Source organism: Streptomyces sp. NPDC087859 (assembly GCF_044742595.1).
GTDB lineage: Bacteria > Actinomycetota > Actinomycetes > Streptomycetales > Streptomycetaceae > Streptomyces > Streptomyces canus_F.
On record NZ_JBIUUU010000001.1, the window covers coordinates 599,855 to 619,309 of the forward strand.

At 68.4% G+C, this 19,455-nt stretch carries 30 protein-coding genes; 2 read left to right on the forward strand and 28 right to left on the reverse strand.

All coding sequences use genetic code 11. The annotated features are described in order from the left end of the window. Window positions 1-196 precede the first annotated feature (196 nt). The 27 genes from rplO to ACIOHP_RS02890 all read right to left on the reverse strand — a co-directional run bounded on the left by rplO (window position 197) and on the right by ACIOHP_RS02890 (window position 16,570). Window positions 197-652: a 50S ribosomal protein L15 gene (gene rplO / locus ACIOHP_RS02760; protein ID WP_361481030.1), complete on the reverse strand. Its 456-nt coding sequence runs from the start codon at window positions 650-652 to the stop codon at window positions 197-199. A 2-nt stretch (window positions 653-654) separates the two neighbouring features. Continuing rightward, entirely contained in the window at window positions 655-837 is a 183-nt protein-coding gene (gene rpmD / locus ACIOHP_RS02765; RefSeq protein ID WP_005481207.1) for a 50S ribosomal protein L30, read from the reverse strand. Then, complete coding sequence (gene rpsE / locus ACIOHP_RS02770; RefSeq protein ID WP_013001409.1) at window positions 837-1,445, reverse strand: 30S ribosomal protein S5; 609 nt, start codon at window positions 1,443-1,445, stop codon at window positions 837-839. The genes rpmD and rpsE overlap by 1 nt, the downstream gene beginning before the upstream one ends. Window positions 1,446-1,486: 41 nt before the next feature. After that, complete coding sequence (gene rplR, locus ACIOHP_RS02775; protein ID WP_189925237.1) at window positions 1,487-1,870, reverse strand: 50S ribosomal protein L18; 384 nt, start codon at window positions 1,868-1,870, stop codon at window positions 1,487-1,489. A 3-nt stretch (window positions 1,871-1,873) separates the two neighbouring features. Continuing rightward, window positions 1,874-2,413 (reverse strand): 50S ribosomal protein L6, encoded by a 540-nt coding sequence (rplF, locus tag ACIOHP_RS02780; RefSeq protein WP_307027057.1) that lies wholly within the window; start codon window positions 2,411-2,413, stop codon window positions 1,874-1,876. Window positions 2,414-2,434: 21 nt separating this feature from the next. Further along, complete coding sequence (rpsH, locus tag ACIOHP_RS02785) at window positions 2,435-2,833, reverse strand: 30S ribosomal protein S8 (protein ID WP_013001411.1); 399 nt, start codon at window positions 2,831-2,833, stop codon at window positions 2,435-2,437. A gap of 212 nt (window positions 2,834-3,045) precedes the next feature. Beyond that, window positions 3,046-3,231 (reverse strand): type Z 30S ribosomal protein S14, encoded by a 186-nt coding sequence (locus ACIOHP_RS02790; protein ID WP_003948630.1) that lies wholly within the window; start codon window positions 3,229-3,231, stop codon window positions 3,046-3,048. A gap of 5 nt (window positions 3,232-3,236) precedes the next feature. Then, a complete protein-coding gene (gene rplE, locus ACIOHP_RS02795; protein WP_003974255.1) occupies window positions 3,237-3,794 on the reverse strand; it encodes a 50S ribosomal protein L5 in 558 nt (185 codons plus the stop codon). After that, window positions 3,794-4,117 (reverse strand): 50S ribosomal protein L24, encoded by a 324-nt coding sequence (gene rplX, locus ACIOHP_RS02800; RefSeq protein ID WP_046263522.1) that lies wholly within the window; start codon window positions 4,115-4,117, stop codon window positions 3,794-3,796. Before rplX ends, rplE begins: the two co-directional genes overlap by 1 nt. Window positions 4,118-4,119: 2 nt before the next feature. After that, window positions 4,120-4,488, reverse strand: coding sequence for a 50S ribosomal protein L14 (rplN, locus tag ACIOHP_RS02805; protein ID WP_003992364.1), 369 nt, complete (start codon window positions 4,486-4,488; stop codon window positions 4,120-4,122). A gap of 100 nt (window positions 4,489-4,588) precedes the next feature. Further along, window positions 4,589-4,876, reverse strand: a complete 288-nt coding sequence (gene rpsQ, locus ACIOHP_RS02810; RefSeq protein ID WP_046263523.1) for a 30S ribosomal protein S17 — start codon at window positions 4,874-4,876, stop codon at window positions 4,589-4,591. Beyond that, window positions 4,876-5,100 carry a 50S ribosomal protein L29 gene (gene rpmC, locus ACIOHP_RS02815; RefSeq protein WP_005481220.1) on the reverse strand — a complete coding sequence of 75 codons (225 nt, stop codon included), beginning with the start codon at window positions 5,098-5,100 and terminating at the stop codon, window positions 4,876-4,878. Before rpmC ends, rpsQ begins: the two co-directional genes overlap by 1 nt. After that, on the reverse strand, window positions 5,100-5,519 hold the full coding sequence (gene rplP, locus ACIOHP_RS02820) for a 50S ribosomal protein L16 (RefSeq protein ID WP_006140905.1): 420 nt from the start codon (window positions 5,517-5,519) through the stop codon (window positions 5,100-5,102). Before rplP ends, rpmC begins: the two co-directional genes overlap by 1 nt. 5 nt (window positions 5,520-5,524) lie before the next feature. Next, window positions 5,525-6,361, reverse strand: coding sequence for a 30S ribosomal protein S3 (gene rpsC, locus ACIOHP_RS02825; protein ID WP_171143557.1), 837 nt, complete (start codon window positions 6,359-6,361; stop codon window positions 5,525-5,527). Beyond that, window positions 6,361-6,708 carry a 50S ribosomal protein L22 gene (gene rplV, locus ACIOHP_RS02830; RefSeq protein ID WP_030619142.1) on the reverse strand — a complete coding sequence of 116 codons (348 nt, stop codon included), beginning with the start codon at window positions 6,706-6,708 and terminating at the stop codon, window positions 6,361-6,363. Before rplV ends, rpsC begins: the two co-directional genes overlap by 1 nt. Window positions 6,709-6,752: 44 nt before the next feature. Continuing rightward, window positions 6,753-7,034 (reverse strand): 30S ribosomal protein S19, encoded by a 282-nt coding sequence (gene rpsS, locus ACIOHP_RS02835; RefSeq protein ID WP_003992359.1) that lies wholly within the window; start codon window positions 7,032-7,034, stop codon window positions 6,753-6,755. A 12-nt stretch (window positions 7,035-7,046) separates the two neighbouring features. Continuing rightward, window positions 7,047-7,883, reverse strand: coding sequence for a 50S ribosomal protein L2 (gene rplB / locus ACIOHP_RS02840; protein ID WP_059192905.1), 837 nt, complete (start codon window positions 7,881-7,883; stop codon window positions 7,047-7,049). A gap of 38 nt (window positions 7,884-7,921) precedes the next feature. Then, complete coding sequence (gene rplW, locus ACIOHP_RS02845; protein WP_361557600.1) at window positions 7,922-8,341, reverse strand: 50S ribosomal protein L23; 420 nt, start codon at window positions 8,339-8,341, stop codon at window positions 7,922-7,924. After that, entirely contained in the window at window positions 8,341-8,997 is a 657-nt protein-coding gene (rplD, locus tag ACIOHP_RS02850; protein ID WP_266823224.1) for a 50S ribosomal protein L4, read from the reverse strand. Before rplD ends, rplW begins: the two co-directional genes overlap by 1 nt. A 7-nt stretch (window positions 8,998-9,004) precedes the next feature. Continuing rightward, window positions 9,005-9,649 carry a 50S ribosomal protein L3 gene (gene rplC, locus ACIOHP_RS02855; RefSeq protein ID WP_020135811.1) on the reverse strand — a complete coding sequence of 215 codons (645 nt, stop codon included), beginning with the start codon at window positions 9,647-9,649 and terminating at the stop codon, window positions 9,005-9,007. A 17-nt stretch (window positions 9,650-9,666) separates the two neighbouring features. Beyond that, the gene (gene rpsJ / locus ACIOHP_RS02860; RefSeq protein ID WP_003948644.1) at window positions 9,667-9,975 is read right to left on the reverse strand and encodes a 30S ribosomal protein S10; all 309 of its coding nucleotides are present in this window, start codon (window positions 9,973-9,975) and stop codon (window positions 9,667-9,669) included. Window positions 9,976-10,454: 479 nt separating this feature from the next. Then, on the reverse strand, window positions 10,455-11,732 hold the full coding sequence (locus ACIOHP_RS02865; RefSeq protein WP_401882710.1) for a hypothetical protein: 1,278 nt from the start codon (window positions 11,730-11,732) through the stop codon (window positions 10,455-10,457). Then, window positions 11,729-13,975, reverse strand: coding sequence for a hypothetical protein (locus ACIOHP_RS02870; RefSeq protein WP_401882712.1), 2,247 nt, complete (start codon window positions 13,973-13,975; stop codon window positions 11,729-11,731). The genes ACIOHP_RS02865 and ACIOHP_RS02870 overlap by 4 nt, the downstream gene beginning before the upstream one ends. Next, window positions 13,972-14,745, reverse strand: coding sequence for a hypothetical protein (locus ACIOHP_RS02875; protein WP_401882715.1), 774 nt, complete (start codon window positions 14,743-14,745; stop codon window positions 13,972-13,974). The genes ACIOHP_RS02870 and ACIOHP_RS02875 overlap by 4 nt, the downstream gene beginning before the upstream one ends. Window positions 14,746-14,845: 100 nt before the next feature. Further along, window positions 14,846-15,568 (reverse strand): Crp/Fnr family transcriptional regulator, encoded by a 723-nt coding sequence (locus ACIOHP_RS02880; RefSeq protein ID WP_361557587.1) that lies wholly within the window; start codon window positions 15,566-15,568, stop codon window positions 14,846-14,848. 115 nt (window positions 15,569-15,683) lie between these two features. Then, window positions 15,684-16,331: a hypothetical protein gene (locus tag ACIOHP_RS02885; protein ID WP_401882718.1), complete on the reverse strand. Its 648-nt coding sequence runs from the start codon at window positions 16,329-16,331 to the stop codon at window positions 15,684-15,686. A 23-nt stretch (window positions 16,332-16,354) separates the two neighbouring features. After that, window positions 16,355-16,570, reverse strand: a complete 216-nt coding sequence (locus ACIOHP_RS02890; protein ID WP_361481069.1) for a hypothetical protein — start codon at window positions 16,568-16,570, stop codon at window positions 16,355-16,357. 156 nt (window positions 16,571-16,726) lie between these two features. Here ACIOHP_RS02890 and ACIOHP_RS02895 point away from each other — a divergent pair, with 156 nt between their 5' ends. Then, window positions 16,727-17,698, forward strand: coding sequence for a hypothetical protein (locus tag ACIOHP_RS02895; RefSeq protein WP_401882722.1), 972 nt, complete (start codon window positions 16,727-16,729; stop codon window positions 17,696-17,698). Window positions 17,699-17,743: 45 nt separating this feature from the next. Continuing rightward, the gene (locus ACIOHP_RS02900; protein WP_401882725.1) at window positions 17,744-18,121 is read left to right on the forward strand and encodes a phage holin family protein; all 378 of its coding nucleotides are present in this window, start codon (window positions 17,744-17,746) and stop codon (window positions 18,119-18,121) included. A gap of 86 nt (window positions 18,122-18,207) precedes the next feature. Here ACIOHP_RS02900 and tuf read toward each other — a convergent pair whose 3' ends face one another. Next, a complete protein-coding gene (gene tuf, locus ACIOHP_RS02905) occupies window positions 18,208-19,401 on the reverse strand; it encodes an elongation factor Tu (protein ID WP_307027081.1) in 1,194 nt (397 codons plus the stop codon). Window positions 19,402-19,455 lie beyond the last annotated feature (54 nt).

A 19,455-nucleotide genomic window follows, 5' to 3' on the forward strand; every position in this document is an offset into this window, starting at 1 on the left:
AGGTTCGACGGATACAGACGAATACGTAACGGCCAACTGCCGCTCAAGGTGCCCCAGGTGCAGCACCCTGTGAAAGTTGGCAGTGCAGGCCACCTTACCGGCGAGACTGCCACCCTAGGAACGACCAACCGGGGATACCCCATTTGTGGGGTATCCCCGGTCGGGATCGCTCAAGTCATCGAGACGCCTGAGGTGTTCAGACGAGCTCGGTGACGGTGCCGCCGGCCGCGGTGATCTTCTCCTTGGCGGAGCCGGAGACGGCGTCAACCGTCACCTGCAGCGCCACGGTGAGCTCACCCTGACCGAGGACCTTGACGAGGCTGTTCTTGCGAACGGCACCCTTGGCCACCAGACCCTCGACGGTGACCTCGCCACCCTCGGGGTAGAGCGCGGCCAGCTTGTCGAGGTTCACGACCTGGAACTCGACCTTGAAGGGGTTCTTGAAGCCCTTGAGCTTCGGAAGACGCATGTGGAGGGGCATCTGCCCACCCTCGAAGCGCTCCGGAACCTGGTAACGGGCCTTCGTGCCCTTGGTACCACGACCGGCCGTCTTACCCTTCGACGCCTCACCACGACCCACACGGGTCCTGGCGGTCTTGGCGCCCGGGGCGGGACGGAGGTTGTGAATCTTGAGCGGGTTGTTCTCCGCCATGATCAGTCGACCTCCTCGACCGTCACGAGGTGGCGGACGGTGTGCACCATGCCGCGGAACTCGGGACGATCCTCCTTGACGACCTGCGTGTTGATGCCCTTGAGACCAAGGGAACGCAGGGTGTCACGGTGGTTCTGCTTGCTGCCGATGTACGACTTCGTCTGCGTGATCTTGAGCTGTGCCATTACGCAGCACCAGCCCCGGCACGCGCACGCAGCAGAGCCGCGGGAGCGACGTCCTCGAGGGGCAGACCACGGCGAGCCGCGATCTCCTCGGGACGCTGCAGACCCTTCAGGGCCTCCACGGTCGCGTGCACGATGTTGATCGCGTTCGACGAACCGAGCGACTTCGACAGGATGTCGTGAACGCCGGCGCACTCGAGCACGGCACGCACCGGGCCACCGGCGATAACGCCGGTACCGGGGGAAGCAGGCTTGAGCAGGACGACGCCCGCGGCCTTCTCGCCCGTGATCGGGTGCGGGATGGTGCCCTGGATACGGGGGACCTTGAAGAAGTGCTTCTTGGCCTCTTCAACACCCTTGGCGATCGCGGCCGGCACCTCCTTGGCCTTGCCGTAACCGACACCGACGGTGCCATCGCCATCGCCCACTACGACGAGCGCAGTGAAGCTGAAGCGACGACCACCCTTCACAACCTTGGCGACACGGTTGATCGCGACAACGCGCTCAACGTAAGCGGTCTTCTCGGCGGCAGCTGCGCCGCCGTCACGGCCCTTCCGGTCCCGCCGCTCGCCGCCACCGGCACCGCCACCGCGGCGCTGGGGTCCAGCCATTGGAATTACCTCTCTCTGTTTCCGCTAGCTACGGAAGCGGCTCAGAACTTGAGCCCGGCTTCGCGGGCGGCGTCCGCCAGGGCGGCAATGCGCCCGGCGTACTGGTTGCCACCACGGTCGAATACGACAGCCTCGACGCCCGCGGCCTTGGCACGCTCGGCGACCAGGGCGCCGACCGACTTCGCCTGCGCGGACTTGTCGCCCTCGCCACCGCGGATCGAGGTGTCCAGGGTCGACGCCGACGCCAGGGTGTGACCCTTGATGTCGTCGATGACCTGGGCCACGATGTGGCGGTTCGAGCGCGTCACAACGAGACGCGGCCGCTCAGCCGTACCCGAGATGTGCTTGCGGATACGAATGTGACGGCGCTTGATCGCGGCGCGCTTGTAGGCGTCGCCCTTAAGGATCTTCTGTCCGTATGCCATGGCTTACTTACCCGCCTTTCCGACCTTGCGGCGGATGACTTCGCCCTCGTACTTGACGCCCTTGGCCTTGTACGGGTCGGGCTTGCGCAGCTTGCGGATGTTGGCCGCAACCTCGCCGACCTTCTGCTTGTCGATGCCCTCGACCGAGAAACGGGTCGGGTTCTCAACCTTGAAGGTGATGCCCTCGGGGGCTTCGACGGTGATCGGGTGGCTGTAGCCCAGAGCGAACTCGAGGTTCGATCCCTTGGCCGTAACGCGGTAACCGACACCGCTGATCTCGAGCTTCTTCACGTAACCCTGGGTCACGCCGGTGATCATGTTCGCCACCAGCGTGCGGGACAGGCCGTGCAGGGCCTTGCTCTGACGCTCGTCGTTGGGGCGGGTGACGTTCAGGACGCCGTCCTCACCCTTGGCGATCTCGATCGGCGAAACGACGGTGTGGCTCAGGGATCCCTTGGGGCCCTTCACCGAGACCGTCTGGCCGTCGATGGTGACGTCCACGCCGGCGGGAACCGTGATGGGGAGCTTGCCAATACGCGACATAGCTTCTTCCGTTCCCTTCCGCTACCAGACGTAGGCGAGAACTTCTCCGCCTACGCCCTTCTTGCCGGCCTGCTTGTCGGTGAGGAGCCCGTGGGACGTGGAGATGATCGCCACGCCGAGGCCACCCAGCACCTTGGGCAGGGAGGTGGACTTCGCGTAAACCCGGAGACCGGGCTTGGAGATCCGCTTGATGCCCGCGATGGAGCGCTCACGGTTCGGGCCGAACTTCAGCTCGAGGACGAGGTTCTTGCCGACCTCGGCGTCCTCGACCTTCCAGCCCGTGATGAAGCCCTCCTGCTGGAGGATCTCCGCGATGTGAGACTTGATCTTGGACGCCGGCATCGTCACAGAGTCGTGGTACGCCGAGTTCGCGTTCCGCAGACGCGTAAGCATGTCTGCGATCGGATCAGTCATGGTCATGAATTGGCCTTCGGCCTCTCTCGCCGGGGTTTCCAGGTGCCCATCCCTCTCCTCGATCCGAGACGAGGCGGGTGCGGTGCGGTGGACCTACGGCGTAGTAAGTCGTACGGGCTACCGTCAGGCGCCCAACCCTCCTAGCCTAAGCCATGGAGAGCAGGGCGCCTGACACGCCCAGTGCTTACCGAGAGCCCTTGGAGTCCCTAAAGGGGGGACTACCAGGAGCTCTTGGTCACGCCCGGCAGCTCGCCACGGTGAGCCATCTCACGAAGGCACACGCGGCACAGGCCGAACTTGCGGTACACGGAGTGCGGACGGCCGCAGCGCTGGCAGCGCGTGTAGCCGCGAACACCGAACTTGGGCTTGCGAGCAGCCTTGGCAATCAGAGCCTTCTTCGCCATCTCGCTCACGCCTCCTTGAAGGGGAAGCCGAGGTGACGAAGGAGAGCGCGGCCCTCAGCGTCGTTGGTCGCCGTGGTCACCACGGTGATGTCCATACCCCGGGTACGGTCGATCTTGTCCTGGTCGATCTCGTGGAACATGACCTGCTCCGTGAGACCGAAGGTGTAGTTGCCACGGCCGTCGAACTGCTTGGGGGACAGACCACGGAAGTCGCGGATGCGCGGAAGCGCGAGCGACAGGGTGCGGTCCAGGAACTCCCACATGCGGTCGCCACGGAGCGTGACGTGGGCACCGATCGGCTGACCCTCGCGCAGCTTGAACTGCGCGATGGACTTGCGGGCCTTGGTGACGGCCGGCTTCTGACCGGTGATCGTGGTGAGGTCGCGGATGGCGCCCTCGATCAGCTTGGAGTCGCGGGCGGCGTCGCCCACACCCATGTTGACCACGATCTTGACGAGGCCGGGGATCTGCATGACGTTCTCGTAGGAGAACTCCTCACGCAGCTTGCCCGCGATCTCCTCGCGGTACTTCGTCTTGAGACGCGGAGTCGTGGTGGTAGCCATCAGATGTCCTCACCAGTCCGCTTGGCAACGCGAACCTTGTTGCCCTCGTCGTCGAAGCGGTAACCGACACGCGTGACGACCTTGTTGCCGTCCTTCTCAACGACCAGCTGGACGTTGGAGACGTGGATCGGCGCCTCGGTCGTGACGATGCCACCGGCCTGCGAACCCTTGGCGGTCGGGCCGGCCTTGGTGTGCTTCTTGACCCGGTTGACACCCTCGACCAGGACGCGCTCGTCGCTCGGGTAAGCGGCAATGACCTTGCCCTGCTTGCCCTTGTCCTTACCGGTGATGACCTGAACCAGGTCGCCCTTCTTGATCTTCATGCTTACAGCACCTCCGGCGCGAGCGAGATGATCTTCATGAACTTCTTCTCGCGCAGCTCCCGGCCGACCGGGCCGAAGATACGGGTGCCACGAGGGTCGCCGTCGTTCTTGAGAATGACAGCGGCGTTCTCGTCGAAGCGGATGTACGAGCCGTCGGGACGGCGGCGCTCCTTGACGGTGCGAACGATGACCGCCTTGATGACGTCACCCTTCTTCACGTTGCCGCCGGGGATCGCGTCCTTGACGGTGGCGACGATGACGTCACCGATGCCCGCGTAGCGGCGACCGGAGCCACCGAGCACACGGATGCAAAGGATTTCCTTCGCACCAGTGTTGTCGGCGACACGCAGTCGCGACTCCTGCTGGATCACGTCTATCTCCTGTTTGTCTGCCGGTTCCCGGCAGGGGTTCCGTGACGGAACCCCTGCCGAGCCTGGCGGAACTGACCTGCGGGATTACCCCCGCAGGAAATTACTTGGCCTTCTCGAGGATCTCGACGATGCGCCAGCGCTTGGTCGCCGACAGCGGGCGGGTCTCCGCGAGGAGGACCCGGTCGCCGACGCCGGCAGCGTTCTGCTCGTCGTGCGCCTTGAGCTTGTTGGTACGGCGGATGACCTTGCCGTACAGCGCGTGCTTGACGCGGTCCTCGACGGCGACGACGACGGTCTTGTCCATCTTGTCGCTGACGACGAGACCCTCACGGGTCTTGCGGAAGCCGCGGGCCTCTGCAGTCTGCTCAGTCACGTTGCTCTCACTCATCAGGCGCTCTCCACCGTCTCGATGCCCAGCTCGCGCTCACGCATCAGGGTGTAGATCCGCGCGATGTCCTTACGGACGGCCTTGAGCCGACCGTGGTTCTCGAGCTGACCCGTCGCCGCCTGGAAGCGGAGGTTGAACAGCTCTTCCTTGGCTTCGCGGAGCTTGTTGAGAAGCTCCTCGTCACCCAGTTCGCGCAGCTCGGACGCCTTGGTACCGGCCGACATCACGCTTCACCTGCCTCGCGCTTGACGATCCGGCACTTCATCGGCAGCTTGTGGGCTGCGCGAGTCAGGGCCTCACGGGCGATCTTCTCGTTGGGGTAGGACAGTTCGAACATGACCCGGCCCGGGTGCACGTTCGCGATCCACCACTCCGGAGAACCCTTACCGGAACCCATGCGGGTCTCGGCAGGCTTCTTCGTCAGCGGGCGGTCCGGGTAGATGTTGATCCAGACCTTGCCGCCACGCTTGATGTGGCGGGTCATCGCGATACGGGCCGCCTCGATCTGGCGGTTGGTCACGTACGCCGGCGTGAGGGCCTGAATGCCGTACTCGCCGAACGAGACCGTCGTACCGCCCTTGGCCTGACCACGGCGCTTCGGGTGGTGCTGCTTGCGGTGCTTGACCCTACGGGGGATCAGCATGTCGGTCAGGCCTCCGTTCCGGTGCTCTCAGCCGGAGCGGCAGCCGCCGGAGCCTCGGCCTTGGGGGCCTCGGCAGCGGGAGCCTGCTGCGGCTTACGACCGCGACCGCCACGCTCGCCACCACGGCCACCACGGGCCGGGCGGTCGGCGCCGCCGCCACCACGGGCCGGGCGGTTGCCGGCGCGGGCTGCGGCGTTCTCGGCGCGGACCTCGGCGATGTTCTTGACATCGCCCTTGTAGATCCAGACCTTCACACCGATGCGGCCGAAGGTCGTCTTGGCCTCGAAGAAGCCATAGTCCACGTTCGCGCGGAGCGTGTGCAGGGGCACACGGCCCTCGCGGTAGAACTCCGAGCGGGACATCTCGGCGCCGCCGAGGCGGCCGCCGCACTGGATCTTGATGCCCTTGGCGCCGGCCTTCATGGCGGACTGCATGCTCTTACGCATGGCCCGACGGAAGGAGACGCGGGAGGAGAGCTGCTCGGCAACGGCCTGAGCAACCAGCTGAGCGTCCGTCTCGGGGTTCTTGACCTCGAGGATGTTCAGCTGGACCTGCTTGCCCGTGAGCTTCTCGAGGTCACCGCGGATGCGGTCGGCCTCGGCGCCACGGCGGCCGATGACGATGCCCGGACGCGCGGTGTGGATGTCCACACGCACACGGTCACGGGTGCGCTCGATCTCCACCTTCGAGATGCCGGCGCGCTCCATGCCGGACGTCATCATCCGACGGATGGCGACGTCTTCCTTGACGTAGTCCTTGTACAGCTTGTCGGCGTACCACCGGGACTTGAAGTCCGTGGTGACACCGAGCCGGAACCCGTGCGGGTTTACCTTCTGGCCCATTACCGGGTTCCTTCCTTGCTGCTGACGACCACGGTGATGTGGCTGGTCCGCTTGCGGATCCGGTAGGCACGGCCCTGGGCGCGCGGACGGAACCGCTTCAGGGTCGGACCCTCGTCGACGTACGCCTCGGAGATGACGAGGCTGTCGGCGTCGGTGTGGTCGTAGTTGTGCGCGGCGTTGGCGATGGCGCTGTCGAGCACCTTGCCGACCGGCACTGAGGCTGCCTGCGGAGCGAATCGCAGAACAGCCTGAGCCTCCGTGGCATCCATGCCACGGATAAGGTCCACCACGCGGCGGGCCTTCATGGGCGTAACGCGGATGTACCGCGCCTGGGCCCTGGCTTCCATGGTTGTCCCTCTCAGTTACTTACGTGTCTGAATGCGATCCGCTACTAGCGGCGCTTCGACTTCCGGTCGTCCTTGACGTGACCCCGGAAGGTACGAGTCGGCGAGAACTCGCCGAGCTTGTGACCGACCATCGACTCGGTGACGAACACCGGGATGTGGGTCTTGCCGTTGTGCACCGCGAGCGTGTGGCCGAGCATGGCCGGCACGATCATGGAGCGACGGGACCAGGTCTTGATGACGTTCTTGGTGCCAGCTTCGTTCTGGGCGTCCACCTTCTTGATCAGGTGGTCGTCGACGAAGGGCCCCTTCTTGAGACTCCGCGGCATCTAAACCCGCTCCTAGCGCTTCTTGTTCGTCTTGCGGCGGCGGACGATGTACTTGTTCGAAGCCTTCTTCGGCGAACGAGTACGACCCTCCTTCTGACCCCACGGGGAGACCGGGTGGCGACCACCGGAGGTCTTGCCCTCACCACCACCGTGCGGGTGGTCAACCGGGTTCATCGCCACACCGCGAACGGTCGGGCGAACGCCCAGCCAGCGCTTACGGCCGGCCTTACCCCAGTTGATGTTGCTCTGCTCGGCGTTGCCGACCTCGCCGACGGTGGCGCGGCAGCGCACGTCGACCAGGCGGATCTCACCGGAAGGCATGCGGAGGTGGGCCATCTGGCCCTCCTTCGCGAGCAGCTGCACCGAGGCACCGGCGGAGCGGGCGAACTTGGCGCCGCCACCGGGGCGGAGCTCGATCGCGTGGATCGTGGTACCGACCGGGATGTTGCGGAGCGCCAGGTTGTTGCCCGGCTTGATGTCGGCCCCGGGACCGTTCTCGACGCGGTCACCCTGCTGCAGGTTGCGCGGGGCGAGGATGTAGCGCTTCTCGCCGTCCGCGTAGTGCAGCAGCGCGATGCGCGCGGTGCGGTTGGGGTCGTACTCGATGTGCGCGACCTTCGCCGGCACGCCGTCCTTGTCGTGACGACGGAAGTCGATCACTCGGTAGGCGCGCTTGTGTCCGCCACCCTGGTGGCGAACGGTCACACGACCGGCGTTGTTACGGCCGCCCTTGCTGTGCAGCGGGCGGACCAGCGACTTCTCCGGCGTGGACCGCGTGACCTCGACGAAGTCGGCGACGCTGGAGCCACGACGGCCCGGCGTAGTCGGCTTGTACTTGCGGATTCCCATTTCTCAGTCCTCGTCCGATATCGGACGATCCGACCCGCTTAAGCGGTCGGACCGCCGAAGATGTCGATACGGTCGCCCTCAGCAAGGGTCACGATCGCGCGCTTGGTGCCGGCACGCTGGCCGAAACCGGTGCGGGTCCGCTTGCGCTTGCCCTGGCGGTTGATCGTGTTGACCCCGGTGACCTTGACCGAGAAGACCGCCTGGACGGCCTGCTTGATCTGGGTCTTGTTGGCGTTAGGGTCGACGATGAACGTGTACTTGTTCTCGTCGAGGAGCGCGTAGCTCTTCTCCGACACGACCGGCTTCAGCAGCACGTCACGGGGGTCCGTGTACGCCTTGCTGGGCGCGGTGACGACGGTGTTCTTGCCCTCGGTGGCGTGGCGACGCGCCTTGGCGACGCGCGCGGCCTTGGCGGCCTTGGCAGCCTTGGAGGCAATGCTCGGGTGACGCGTAGCCATCAGGCCTCGCTCCCTTCGGTGTCGTTGGCCTGCGGGCCGGCGACGAAGGACTCGAGAGCGGCCTGGGTGAAGACCACGTCGTCCGAGACGATCACGTCGTACGTGTTCAGCTGGCCCGGCTCCAGGATGTGGACCTGGGGCAGGTTGCGGGCGGACAGCCACGCGGCCTCGTCGGCGCGGTCGACGACCAGGAGCAGGTTCTTGCGCTCCGAGATCTTGCCGAACAGCGTGCGAGCGGCCTTCGTGGACGGGGAGTCGCCCTCGATCACGCCGGTGACGACGTGGATGCGGTTGTTGCGGGCCCGGTCGGTGAGGGCGTGGCGCAGGGCCGCGGCCTTCATCTTCTTCGGGGTCCGCTGCGAGTAGTCACGCGGCTGCGGGCCGTGGACGACGCCACCGCCGGCGAACTGCGGGGCGCGGGTCGAGCCCTGACGGGCGCGGCCGGTGCCCTTCTGGCGGTACGGCTTCTTGCCGCCACCACGGACTTCACCGCGACGCTTGGTCTTGTGCGTGCCCTGGCGGGCAGCCGCGTTCTGCGCAACGACGACCTGGTGGATCAGCGGGATGCTGATCTTCTCCACGCCGAAGATCTCCGCGGGGAGTTCGACGCTTCCGGTCTTCTCGCCGGCAGGCGAAAGGATGTCAACAGTGCTCATCGGTACCTCAGGCCCCCTTGGCCGCGGTGCGGACCAGGACGAGGCCGCCGTTCGGACCGGGGACAGCGCCCTTGATGAGCAGCAGACCCTTCTCCGCGTCAACGGCGTGGACGGTCAGGTTCTGGGTGGTGACCCGCTCGTTGCCCATGCGACCCGCCATGCGGAGGCCCTTGAACACGCGGCCCGGGGTGGCGCAGCCACCGATGGAACCGGGCGAGCGGTGCTTGCGCTGGGTGCCGTGTCCGGCGCCGAGGCCCTTGAAGTTGTGACGCTTCATGACACCGGCGAAGCCCTTGCCCTTGCTCTTGCCGGTCACGTCGACCTTGATGCCGGCCTCGAACACCTCAGCGGTGATCTCCTGGCCGAGGGTGTACTCGCTGGCGTCAGCGGTACGGATCTCGACGAGGTGGCGGCGGGGAGTGACGTCGGCCTTGGCGAAGTGGCCCTTGAGGGGCTTGTTCACCTTGCGCGGGTCGATCTCGCCGAACGCGATCTGGACGGACTCGTAGCCGTCGACGTCGTTCGTGCGGACCTGGGTGACGACATTGGGGCCGGCCTTGACGACGGTGACGGGAACAACGCGGTTGTTCTCGTCCCACACCTGCGTCATGCCGAGCTTCTCGCCCAGGATGCCCTTGATCTGCTTAGCCATTCTCAGATCACCGATCCCTAGAGCTTGATCTCGATGTCGACACCGGCCGGGAGGTCGAGTCGCATCAAAGAGTCAACGGTCTTGGGCGTCGGGTCGAGAATGTCGATCAGGCGCTTGTGCGTGCGCATCTCGAAGTGCTCGCGCGAGTCCTTGTACTTGTGCGGCGACTTGATGACGCAGTACACGTTCTTCTCAGTGGGCAGCGGCACCGGGCCCGCGACCGACGCACCAGTACGCGTCACCGTCTCGACGATCTTCTTCGCCGAGCTGTCGATGACCTCGTGGTCGTAGGCCTTGAGCCGGATGCGGATCTTCTGTCCCGCCATGGCTACTCAGTAGTCCTTTGTCTCGTTTAACGCTCTGGAACCCGGTGTTCCTGTCTTCCGCTCTCCGACCCACGCGGTCGGGTGTGTCGCGCTCTTACTGACACAGAGGCCCCTTGTTCGAGCACTCCTTGTCTGGGAGCACGGCCCTTCCGGAACCGCAAGCCGAGGACGAAAGGTCCACCGGGTGCCTGGCCTGTGCCGTACCTTGCTTCCCGAAAGATTCCCGTACGTCCGCCCCAGCGCTGCCGTAAGGCAGTTAGGGCGACGAGTACTGTGGGACTCGCTTCCGGTCCTCCCGGCGGGAGGCGCGCAGCATCAACACTCGACCGAGCAACTCGGACAGTCTGCCATATGGGGCAGGCGACTGGCCAATCGAGGCGCATGACTGTACCCCACGTCACCACGGGGTACACACGAAGACGCTCGCACGGCCGTCCGTGGGGACAGCCGCCTCCCGAGCCGGCGCCCTCCGGGCCAGGTCAGCCCCGGCCCCCGGCCGTGTCGTCGGATCCCGGCCGGGACCGGCGGCGCCCCTGCCGAACATAGTTGATCTTCCCGTCGACGGCGGCCGGCTGCGGGGCGTCCTGCACGGGTGTGCCCGGCGCCGCGTGCGGGACGGGCGGGGCAGGGGGCGCGGGCGGCGCGGACCGTGCGGGAGGGACCGGTGGCGCGTCCTCCGGCTGGTACGGCGGCTGGTACGGCGGCTGGTACGGCGGCACGGGCGGCTGCGGTGGCAGGACCGCCGCCGTCGGGTACCACATCGTGTCGGTCTGCTGCCCCAGAGTCCGATCGTCGGCACCGGGCGACGCCGGAAGCGCCGTCGGGGGCTGCGGCAGGCCGCTGTCGAACAGTGTTCCGCTGGTCGCTCGGGCGTAGTCGATGAGCCGCTGCACCTGCCCCTCGACCTGGTGGCGCTGCACCACGCCCTGGTCGATCAGCCGCGAGAGGTACTCCAGCGCCCCCTGGCGCTGCTCCCGCGCCTGGCCCTGCAACTCCCGCAGGATCTCTTCGGCCCGGGTCGGGTCCTGCGCGAGCAGATGCGCGTACTGACCGGCCTCCCCCGCGGCGATGAGCTCACGCGCCGTCGACAGGTTGGCCTGTACGCGTGCCGCGTCCGCCTGGTCCTTGGCCGACTGCACGATCGCGGTGTGCTGCACGTCCAGCAGGGCCTCGCGATGGTCCAGGGCGGCCTGGCCCAGGTCGATGCGCACATAGACCACGGTGCTCAGACCGAGGTCGGCGCCGAACGAGGCCCAGCTCCCGCCCGCCAGCTCCGCCTGGATCGCCTCGTCCGCCTGCTGGGCGGCGCCGAGTCCGTAGCGCCGGGTCAGCACCCGCAGCCGTGCCAGCAGCGGGGCCAACAGCATCTTCTCGACGTCCACCACCCGCTTCTCCGCCGCCAGGAAGAAGTTCTCGACTTCCCAGTGGACGTCCACCGCGCAGGTGAAGCTGCCCTGGTCGCCGAGGCTGGGCAACTGCATCTCGAAGGACGCCTGGTGCCGTCCGCGGGCGATCATGCAGACCGATACCGGCTGCTTGCCGAACCGAGGTCTGTCCGTGTGCTCCGCGCGCTGCGCGGTGATGATGCTGTGGCCGCCGTTGCGGTAGTGCACCACGGCGGCGCGCTGAAGTCCGACGTGGTGGTACGGGCCGTCCGGGACGAACTCGAACAGGAACGGGCCTCGCAGGTCGTCCGGCAGTTCCATGGGGTCCGCCCCGGGCTCGCCGCCCGGCCCCTGGTGGGTGTTCTGGCTCATCGGGCTCCTCCTGCCTGGGCCGCCTGCAGCAGGCGGTGAGCGTGCTCCGGTTCCAACGGTTCGTCGAGGTCCTGGGACAGGTCCCTGATCAGCGAGAGCATCCGCTGCCGATCGTCCTCGGTCAGCACCAGCGACGGCAGGAACCGCATGAGGTCGGCCTCCCACGGCTTGCCCCGGCACTTGCGCAGCCACTTGGCCAGGATGGCGAGCGCGACCCGATACGAGCGGTCGGTGTTGAGCGCGGTCCACAGCAGCCCGGCGACCTCGGTGGTCAGCTGCGGGCGCGTCGCGCAGACCGCCAGGGCCAGCGGCCACTGCTCGCGTCCGCCGAGTTCCTCGGCGGGGTTCCAGACGTCCTCCACGACCAGGTCGGCCAGCAGCAGCGTGCTGGCCAGGCCCAGGTTCTGGTGGGGCCGCCTGCTGTCGCCGAGCCATGCCCTGATCCTGGCCAGCGGCTCGCGGTCGGTGGCGAACCCCGCCAGGTGGGCGACGCTCTCGGCGGCGACGGTCCGCAGCCGGCCGTCCTTCCAGGTCCCGATCTCGCCGAGCCTGTTCAGCGCCTCGCCCACGGTCCGGGTCGCGGTTCCCCGGCTGAGCACGGCGGCCGCCGTCCACCGGAGATTGGCCTGGTCACTGGTGCTCCACCGCTTCACCAGGGAGCGCAGGGCCTCCCCGACCTCCGCGTCCTCCAGCACACCCTGCAGGGCGGTGGCGACGAACAGGCCCCGGCGGGCGTGGTCGGCCTCGGCCATCGGGACGAGCAGCTCCTGGAGGGTGTGGGCGCAGTCCAGCCGGCACAGTTCGCCCGCCGCCACCGCGGCCCTGGTCCACACGTCCTCGCGCCGGTCCTGGCCGAGCGAGTCCAGCCAGCGCAGCACCGGGCCACGCATGTTGTGGTGGTGCTCCCACAGATGCACGAGGACGGCCGGCGCCAGGGCGGTACCGAGGAACCGCACGGTGCGCACCGGGATGTCCGCCCCCGCCACCACCGGCTGTCTGCGCGTCTCCGTCGTGGCGCGGCCCAGGGCGAGCCGGGCTTCCAGACCGTCGCTGAGCACGGGCCGCCCGGGCACCTGCTCGGGGTCGGCGGTCACCGCCAGTTCCCAGGCCAGCAGCTCCGCGGCTTCGGCGGCGACGTTGAACGAACTGCCGCCGAACACCGCGAGCGAGACCCGGAACGCCGCGTCCCGCAGCGTGGGCAGCGTCTCGGCGGCAGGGCTGCCGGCGAACCACTCGCGCACCTGCTCAGCGGCGAAACCGCGGCACTCCGTCAGCAGCTCCTCCTCGGTCAGCTCTCCGGTGACACACCGCGCGACGAGACCGGCGAGCCGGGCGGCCTCGGCGGGCAGCAGCACCTCCAGGCCCAGCGCCGCCCGCACCCGGGCGCTGCGCGCCAGCTGCCGGGCCGCCTCCCGGGCACCGGAGGGTCCGCCGTCGAGTTCCACGGCCAGATGGCCGTCGAGCACGGCGTCCTCGGCGGCCGACATGTGCGTGCGGTGGTAGCGGGCCTGTCCCGCTCCGCGGGCGCCCGGCTCGGGCACGGACAGCAGGACCGCGTAGGCGCCGCGATCGGCCAGCAGGCGGCAGAGCCGGTCCAGATGCAGCTCGGGCAGCCGGCCGTCGGCCGGTTCCAGCGCGTAGCCGTGGCCCCGGGCGATGCGGCCGTCCTCGCCGTCGGAGTCCAGGCTGGTCAGGTCCGAGCCGGGGTCCAGCCTGGACACCTTGCCCCGGCTGAGGTCGTCGAGCAACGACAGGGCGGCGTACATCCGCCCGCTGCCGGGCTGGCCGCAGAGCACCAGCAGATGGTCCTCGCCCAGCTGTCGCTTGCAGTCGTCGTAGTGCGGAGGCGGGGTGAACCGCCGCCGTAAGCGCCGCAGTTCGTCGTCCGGCAGCGGTCCCGCGAGCAGGGACGCGCGTGCGGTGTCACCGAACCGGAAATTGACCGAGTTGATGGTGCCGCCGACGTAGGTGCTGGCGTCCCTCAGGAAGACCGACCGGGTCTCCCTGGCGAAGTGGGCGGCCCCCGGCCCCGCGGTGGCCCGTCCGCCCTCCTTGGCCGACGGGTCGGTGTCGGAGCCGACCAGGATGTCGTCCTCCGCCGGGGTGGCCGACGCCTGGTTGCCCCCGTCGCGCTGCCCCTGCGGCCTGCCGGACCGCGCCTGGCCGCCCTCCTGGTCCCCTTCCTGCGCGTGCCCTTGCCCGTGGTCCGCCTGGGCCTGCGCGGCGTCCGCGTCGACGCTCATGACCTTCCTCCGGAGCCCGTTCCGCCACGGCGGTGATCGAAGGTGATGTCCCCGAACTGGCCCTGGAGCACCTGCGCGGAGTCACTGGCGGTGACGTTCCCGAAGTGGAAGCCGGCGGACTCGTCCCTTCTTCGGGCCGCCGTCGGCCCGGGGTCCTCCGGCGTCGGAGCCGCCCCGCCGCGCCCGGCGGCCGGCGGCGGCGCGCCGAGGCCCGGAATCGTGAACCACGGCTGCTGCTCCCCTTCCTTCAGCCGTACCCGGTACTGCCGGTAGTGCGCCGGCTCGATCCACCGTCCGCCGTGCCGGACCACGTCCTGGTGGAGCCGGTCGGTGACGGCCACCAGCAGCGGTGCGTCGGGCACGGCGGCGAGCACGGCCTTGGCCTCCTCGCAGTTGCCGATCCGGCAGGCCAGATCGACCGCGGCACCGGAGAAGCCGTGACCGTCGGGAGTGAACGGGCCCACACCGAGCCCGGCCCGCAGCCGTAACGGCCGGTCCAGTTCCCGGTTGACCTGGCGCAGGTTCTGGTGGAGGTACTCGGTCCACTCACCGACGATCGATCCGGGGCGGTGCGGCTCCACCACGGCGAGGATGCCGTCGCCGCGGTCCTCCTGGGCGAGCCGGGCGTCGGCGATGTCCGCCTTGGCCAAGGCGTCCTCGACCACCCGGTAGATCCGCTCGCGCAGTGCCGGACGGTCCGGGTCGGGGGTGGTACCCGAACCCTGGGTGTCCACGTTGATGATGAATCCGTACTGTGTCCCGCCGTGCATCGCTCCGCTCCCCTGTCTCTGGCCGGGCCTCTTCACATCCGGTACCGGCCGGCCGCCTGCCGTCACTCTCCCGGCACACCACGAGCCACGCTGTAGCCGTTTACACACCCGGCGCCCGTGAGGCCCGGTTTCCCCCGCCGGGCACGCCACCGGTGCCGCCGAGCAGCCGCAGGGGCTCCAGGTCGGCGAGGGAGATCACCTTCGGTCCGGTGTGCACCAGGCCCTGCTCGCGGAGGAGCCGCAGCGCTTTGGCCACGGCCTCGCGGGTCGCGCCGATCGCGGCGGCGATCTCGTGCTGGGACAGAGGCAGCCGGATGACCACCGCGCCGCTCTCCTTACGGCCGGTGCGGTCCGCGAGTTCCACGAGACAGGCGGCGAGCCGTTCGAGGACGGTGGCCGAGGCCAGGGAGCTGCGCTGGTCGTCCGCGCTGCGCAGCCGTTCGGTGAGCTGGGCCATCACCAGGCCGGTCACAAAAGGGCGGGCCGCCATGAAGTGCCGGAAGCGGTCGCCGGGCACGGCCAGTGCCCGCACGGTGTCCAGGGCGCTCACGGTGGCGCTGCGGGGGCGTCCGTCCAGAGCCGCCATCTCCCCGACCAGCTCTCCGGCCTGGCGCAGGGCGAGAATGTGACGCCCGCGCTCCGTGGCCCGCCACACCGTGCACCAGCCGCTCAAGATGACGAGCACGAAGGTGTTGGCCGCGCCTTCTCCGAGGAGTTCCTCCTGCGGCTGGTAGAGACGCGGGAGACCCAGGCCCAGCAGTGACTGGCGATCGGCGTCGCCCAGCTTCTCCAGAAACGCCTGGCGTTCTCCGAACAGCCCCATGTGGCCCCCCACCGGCTCGCGCGTCACACAGCGTAGCCCCTGTATCACCCTTCTTTCAGCCCTTCGGCCTTATCGCAGTCGCTGTGCGTTCCGCAACGGCGCGGACCCCCATCGGTCACGCGCCCCCGAGGAGCAGCGTCTCCAGCGCCTCGTCGTACGCCCGGAACCCGCCCTTCAGGGACGCCGGCGTGGGAGAGCGCGGGTCGAGGATTCCCGGCAGTTGCGCGACCCGCCACATCCGGAGGACCTGCGCCGGGGCGGTGCCGCCCGTCGGGTCCGCGAGGTCGCACGCGATCGCGAGGACATCGACGATCCGTGCCGCGCCCCGCCCGGCCTCCGTCTCCGTCTCTGCCTCTGCCTCTGCCTCTGCCTCTGCCTGGACGGCGACGCCGATCAGGGCCCCCAGGAACTCCGTCAGCTGCAGATCCGCCGCCATACGGCACATACGCCGGACGGCGGACGGCTGGTCGAGCCGGTCCAGGAACTCCGGAGTGGCCGCGAGGTACCCGGAGTACAGCGCCAGATGCGCCGCGTCCACCTCGTACTCCCCGAACCAGCCCATCTCCTCGGCGATCCCCATGGCCGCGTCGTCGAACCGGCAGACCGACCGGATCCCGTCCATGAGCCGCTCGAAGTCGTCCGCCCGCCGTGCCAGGAACTCCCCCGGCGAGACGCCGGCGAGCTGTCCTGTGCCGGTGGCGTTCACGGCCCCGGCCACCACGACTCCGCCGAGCGGCCCGAAGATCCATCGCGCACGCCTCATGCGGCCACCCTAGACAGGCGGGCTCACGGTTCCCCCACCCCCGAGGCGCCCTCGACGACCTGCCCCACGACGTCCAGGATCCCCTGGCCGAACGCCGTCGGAGCGATGAGCACCCCGAACACCAGCACAAGGGCCACGGTCAGTCTCTCGTCGGCCCGGCTACGGGCCTGGGTGCGCCGGCGCAGACGCAGGACGATGACGACGGCCAACAGAACCGCCACGTTGATCGTCAGGATCATCGAGCGAGTCCTTTCCTCTCCCCTCCGGGCAGCCCGGCCCGGATCCACAGCCATGAGCGACTTGTACGGTACGCACCCCGCCTCGGGTCCGACTCGACCGGCGGCCACCGACAACTGACCTGCTCCCGGACGCCGTTCGGCCATAACCTCGGCCTCATGACCCGCACCACCCCGCCCCGCCCCCTCGACGTGACGGCCGCCTTCCCCGAGCTGACCCCCCTGGCCCGTACGACCGTCCGCCTGCACCCCCGCGCCGGTGCTCCCGCCACCACCGACAGCTCCCTCGGCGGCCCCCTGCTCTGGCCGGCGGACGAGCCCTGGCCCACCTGCCCCGAACACGACGGCCCCGCGCACCTCGGCCACGCCCCCGACGACCTCCGTCTGCGCCGCCGTATCCTCGCCGAGGCCCACAGCCGGCCGCGTGCGGAGGGCGCCGACTTCCTCACCCCCCAGGAGCGGACCGCGGTCGACCGCACCACGACCCCGCGCCGGATACCTCAGGACGGCCCCGTCCCCCTGATCCCCGTCGCCCAGCTCTACGCCCACGACGTCCCCGGACTCCCCCGCCCGCCCGGCACCGACGTCCTGCAACTCCTGTGGTGCCCCTTCGACCACGAGGGCTGGATGCCCCGCCCGGAACTGCGCTGGCGGACGTTCGCCGATGTCGTCGACCCCCTGGACGAAGGGGCGGCCCCGCACCCGTCGGTGATCGGCAGAGACTTCTACCTCCCCGAGCCCTGCGTCCTGCACCCGGAACCCGTCACCGAGTACCCGGCCCCGCACGAGCTGCCCGAGGAGCTGGCGGACCGGGTCGAGGAATGGGCCGAGGAGCACGGGGCGGACTACCAGTACGACCTCGCCGTCGCCCCGGGCTGCAAGGTCGGCGGTCACGCCCCGTGGAGCTATACCGACCCCTTCCCGATGGCCTGCGAGGAGTGCGGCTCGGCGGTGCGACCCCTGCTCACCATCGACGGCTGGGAGTGCGACGGCGGCAGCCGCAGCTGGTTCCCGCTCGGCGACACCGGCTCGGCCCGGCCCACCCACCTGAGCATCGGCCGGGGCCACGCCCTCCAGCTCTACGTCTGCGAGGTGTCGTACGACCATCCCCCGCTGCGCAACATCCAGTGATCCGGCCCTTGTCACCGGCCGCGGGGCACCCCGAAGATCACGCCCATGCACAAGCGAAGGCGCATACTCGGCACCTGTCTCGGCGTAGGCCTCGCCGCGGCCCTGCTCCCCGGGATCTCCGCGGTCGCCGACGGACCGTTCTGGCAGACGATGCTGGCCGGCATCGTCTTCCTCGTCGTCAACCAGCTGATCCACACGTATCCCAGCGCCATCCGCGGCGCGCCCGCGGTCATGCTGCTCATCCTCGCCGCGATCGGCATCGTCCAGGACACCCTCGTATGGCTGCTCGTCTCCTGGCTCAGCGGGCAGATGGACTCCGGCCTCCATGTCGACGGTTTCCTGACCGCCCTGCTCGGCGGGGTCGTCACCCGCGCCGTCACCCTCGCCGTCATGGCCCTCGGCCCGCAGCCCGAGCCCGCGTAGGGGAACGCGAAAGGGCCCGCACGACCGAAGTCGTACGGGCCCCTTCAGGAGCTCTATGAGCTACCAGGCGTTCAAGCCAACAAGACTTACTTGTTGATCTTGGTGACCTGGCCGGCGCCCACGGTCCGGCCACCCTCACGGATGGCGAACTTCAGGCCCTCTTCCATGGCGACGGGCTGGATGAGCTCCACCTTCATCTCGGTGTTGTCACCCGGCATGACCATCTCCGTGCCCTCGGGGAGGGTCACAACACCGGTCACGTCAGTCGTACGGAAGTAGAACTGCGGACGGTAGTTGTTGAAGAACGGCGTGTGGCGGCCACCCTCGTCCTTGGACAGGATGTAGGCCTGGGCCTCGAACTCGGTGTGCGGCGTGACCGAACCGGGCTTGATGATGACCTGGCCGCGCTCGACGTCCTCGCGCTTGATGCCACGAAGCAGCAGACCGACGTTCTCACCGGCCTGACCCTCGTCGAGCAGCTTGCGGAACATCTCGATGCCGGTGACCGTGGTGGTGGTCTTCTCCTGCTTGATGCCGATGATGTCAACGGTCTCGTTGACCTTCAGGACACCACGCTCGATACGGCCGGTGACGACCGTACCGCGACCGGTGATCGTGAAGACGTCCTCGACGGGCATGAGGAACGGCTTGTCGACGTCACGCTCGGGGGTCGGGATCGACTCGTCGACGGCGGCCATCAGGTCCAGGACCGTCTGGCCCCACTCCTTGTCGCCCTCGAGCGCCTTGAGCGCCGAGACCTTGACGACCGGCAGGTCGTCGCCCGGGAACTCGTACTCGGAGAGGAGCTCACGGACCTCGAGCTCGACGAGCTCCAGGATCTCCTCGTCGTCCACCATGTCGGCCTTGTTCAGGGCGACGACGATGTACGGAACGCCGACCTGGCGGGCCAGGAGCACGTGCTCCTTGGTCTGCGGCATCGGGCCGTCCGTCGCGGCGACAACGAGGATGGCGCCGTCCATCTGCGCCGCACCCGTGATCATGTTCTTGATGTAGTCCGCGTGACCGGGGCAGTCGACGTGGGCGTAGTGACGCGTCTCCGTCTGGTACTCGACGTGCGCGATGGAGATCGTGATACCGCGCTGGCGCTCCTCAGGAGCCTTGTCGATCTGGTCGAAGGCCGAGGCCTCGTTCAGGTCGGGGTACGCGTCGTGCAGCACCTTGGTAATGGCGGCCGTGAGGGTCGTCTTACCGTGGTCGATGTGACCGATGGTGCCGATGTTGACGTGGGGCTTAGTCCGCTCGAACTTCGCCTTCGCCACTGGGTCCTCCTGTGGAGTGGTTCTGGTACGCCTTACTCATCGGCGCCAGGGTGA

Bases quoted from the DNA above. Each gene is read 5' to 3' on its own strand.
- ACIOHP_RS02790 (WP_003948630.1), bottom strand. From the start codon at position 3,231: ATGGCGAAGAAGGCTCTGATTGCCAAGGCTGCTCGCAAGCCCAAGTTC.
- rpsS (WP_003992359.1), bottom strand. From the start codon at position 7,034: ATGCCGCGGAGTCTCAAGAAGGGGCCCTTCGTCGACGACCACCTGATC.
- rplC (WP_020135811.1), bottom strand. From the start codon at position 9,649: ATGGCTAAGCAGATCAAGGGCATCCTGGGCGAGAAGCTCGGCATGACG.
- rplX (WP_046263522.1), bottom strand. From the start codon at position 4,117: ATGAAGATCAAGAAGGGCGACCTGGTTCAGGTCATCACCGGTAAGGAC.
- rplV (WP_030619142.1), bottom strand. From the start codon at position 6,708: ATGGAAGCCAGGGCCCAGGCGCGGTACATCCGCGTTACGCCCATGAAG.
- ACIOHP_RS02885 (WP_401882718.1), bottom strand. From the start codon at position 16,331: ATGAGGCGTGCGCGATGGATCTTCGGGCCGCTCGGCGGAGTCGTGGTG.
- ACIOHP_RS02870 (WP_401882712.1), bottom strand. From the start codon at position 13,975: ATGAGCGTCGACGCGGACGCCGCGCAGGCCCAGGCGGACCACGGGCAA.
- rplW (WP_361557600.1), bottom strand. From the start codon at position 8,341: ATGGCTACGCGTCACCCGAGCATTGCCTCCAAGGCTGCCAAGGCCGCC.
- rpsJ (WP_003948644.1), bottom strand. From the start codon at position 9,975: ATGGCGGGACAGAAGATCCGCATCCGGCTCAAGGCCTACGACCACGAG.
- ACIOHP_RS02900 (WP_401882725.1), top strand. From the start codon at position 17,744: ATGCACAAGCGAAGGCGCATACTCGGCACCTGTCTCGGCGTAGGCCTC.
- ACIOHP_RS02880 (WP_361557587.1), bottom strand. From the start codon at position 15,568: ATGGGGCTGTTCGGAGAACGCCAGGCGTTTCTGGAGAAGCTGGGCGAC.
- rplE (WP_003974255.1), bottom strand. From the start codon at position 3,794: ATGGCTACCACCACGACTCCGCGTCTCAAGACGAAGTACCGCGAGGAG.
- rpsE (WP_013001409.1), bottom strand. From the start codon at position 1,445: ATGGCTGGACCCCAGCGCCGCGGTGGCGGTGCCGGTGGCGGCGAGCGG.
- ACIOHP_RS02890 (WP_361481069.1), bottom strand. From the start codon at position 16,570: ATGATCCTGACGATCAACGTGGCGGTTCTGTTGGCCGTCGTCATCGTC.
- rpsC (WP_171143557.1), bottom strand. From the start codon at position 6,361: ATGGGCCAGAAGGTAAACCCGCACGGGTTCCGGCTCGGTGTCACCACG.
- rplB (WP_059192905.1), bottom strand. From the start codon at position 7,883: ATGGGAATCCGCAAGTACAAGCCGACTACGCCGGGCCGTCGTGGCTCC.
- rplD (WP_266823224.1), bottom strand. From the start codon at position 8,997: ATGAGCACTGTTGACATCCTTTCGCCTGCCGGCGAGAAGACCGGAAGC.
- rplO (WP_361481030.1), bottom strand. From the start codon at position 652: ATGGCGGAGAACAACCCGCTCAAGATTCACAACCTCCGTCCCGCCCCG.
- rpsH (WP_013001411.1), bottom strand. From the start codon at position 2,833: ATGACCATGACTGATCCGATCGCAGACATGCTTACGCGTCTGCGGAAC.
- rpmD (WP_005481207.1), bottom strand. From the start codon at position 837: ATGGCACAGCTCAAGATCACGCAGACGAAGTCGTACATCGGCAGCAAG.
- rplP (WP_006140905.1), bottom strand. From the start codon at position 5,519: ATGCTGATCCCCCGTAGGGTCAAGCACCGCAAGCAGCACCACCCGAAG.
- ACIOHP_RS02865 (WP_401882710.1), bottom strand. From the start codon at position 11,732: ATGAGCCAGAACACCCACCAGGGGCCGGGCGGCGAGCCCGGGGCGGAC.
- ACIOHP_RS02875 (WP_401882715.1), bottom strand. From the start codon at position 14,745: ATGCACGGCGGGACACAGTACGGATTCATCATCAACGTGGACACCCAG.
- rplR (WP_189925237.1), bottom strand. From the start codon at position 1,870: ATGGCATACGGACAGAAGATCCTTAAGGGCGACGCCTACAAGCGCGCC.
- ACIOHP_RS02895 (WP_401882722.1), top strand. From the start codon at position 16,727: ATGACCCGCACCACCCCGCCCCGCCCCCTCGACGTGACGGCCGCCTTC.
- rplF (WP_307027057.1), bottom strand. From the start codon at position 2,413: ATGTCGCGTATTGGCAAGCTCCCCATCACGGTTCCCGCCGGCGTGGAC.
- rpsQ (WP_046263523.1), bottom strand. From the start codon at position 4,876: ATGAGTGAGAGCAACGTGACTGAGCAGACTGCAGAGGCCCGCGGCTTC.
- rpmC (WP_005481220.1), bottom strand. From the start codon at position 5,100: ATGTCGGCCGGTACCAAGGCGTCCGAGCTGCGCGAACTGGGTGACGAG.